This is a genomic window from Roseovarius sp. PS-C2 (assembly GCF_018862045.1).
GTDB lineage: Bacteria > Pseudomonadota > Alphaproteobacteria > Rhodobacterales > Rhodobacteraceae > Roseovarius.
On the sequence record NZ_JAHKSQ010000037.1, the window covers coordinates 1 to 1254 of the forward strand.

General features: G+C 59.4%; 1 protein-coding gene. It reads right to left on the bottom strand.

Going from position 1 to position 1254, the window contains the following annotated elements:
- Positions 1-26: 26 nt before the first annotated feature.
- Positions 27-1186 (bottom strand): IS3 family transposase gene (locus KPG71_RS19580; RefSeq protein ID WP_216340442.1). Its coding sequence is split into 2 segments (ribosomal slippage): positions 27-937 and positions 937-1186, totalling 1161 coding nucleotides; the frame shifts between segments, so codons are not numbered across the junction.
- Between the last annotated feature and the right edge of the window lie 68 nt (positions 1187-1254).

The following is a 1254-nucleotide window of genomic DNA, read 5'->3' on the forward strand; positions in this document are numbered from 1 at the left end:
TGACCTGCCCCCCGAGGCTCCCTCATTCATAACGAGAGTCTGCGGGTCTGGTTTTCATAGTCTTCGGTTTCGTTTTGGGCAAGCGCGCCGGGCGCGGAGCCCTCAAATTGCTCAAGCGTCCGGCGCGCTTCTGCGGGTGTTTGATTTCCGAGCGATGAGTGCGGTCTGACATTGTTGTAGTCGTAGCGCCAAAGCGCCAGCTTTCGACGTGCATCGTCCAGGTTGTCGAACATCTCCTCGTTCAGAAGCTCATCGCGCAGGCTTCCGTTGAATGACTCGATGAAGGCATTCTGCTGCGGCTTGCCCGGGTCGATGTAATGCCACTCGACATTGTTGTCGTTCGCCCATTTCAAGATCGCCCGGCTGGTGAACTCGGTCCCGTTGTCGCTGACAATACTGGCGGGCTTTCCATAGACCCGAACCAGTGCATCCAACTCCCGCGCAACCCGGGCACCCGAGATGCTGGTATCCGCCATCAGGCACAGGTTCTCGCGGCAGCAATCATCGTTCACCGCCAGGATGCGGAACCGACGCGAGGACCCGAAGGTGTCGGACAGAAAGTCCAACGACCAGCGTTCGCCCGGCCTCAGCGCCTCTGGCATCGGTGTCCGAGAGCCACGGGCCCGTTTCCGGCCTCGTCGTCGCCTGACGCCCAGCTTCTCGTCGGTGTAAAGCCGATAGAGCTTCTTGTGGTTCATGATCATCCCTTTGCGTTCCAACATCACCCCGATCCGCCGGTAGCCGAACCGGCGGCGCTTGGCCGCGACGGCTTTCATCTCCTTGCGTATCTCAGGGTTATCCGGCGGGCGTTCACGCCGGACCGTCTTTGGATCGACACCGACAAGTCGGCAGGCCCGGCGCTGCGAGATGTCATGATCCCGCATCGCCCTGAGCGCTGCCTCTCGCCGCTCAACCGGTGTCGTCAGTTCTTTCCCAGCAGATCCTTCAGAACAGCATTGTCCAGCATCGTGTCAGCGAGCAGGCGTTTAAGCCGGGCGTTCTCGTCTTCCATTGCTCTCAGCTTCGCGACGTCGGAAACCTCCATGCCGCCATATTTCGATTTATATTTGTAAAAGGTGCCCTGGCTGAGGCCGTGCTTGCGGCACACCTCCGCCGTCGGCATCCCGGCTTCCTGTTCTTTGATCATCCCGATGATCTGCGCTTCGGTGAAACGGCTCTTTCGCATTCGTTTGCTCCTTCGAAAGGTCGAGCAAACTCTACATCACAACGAGGGAAGTTTCGGGGGGCAGGTCA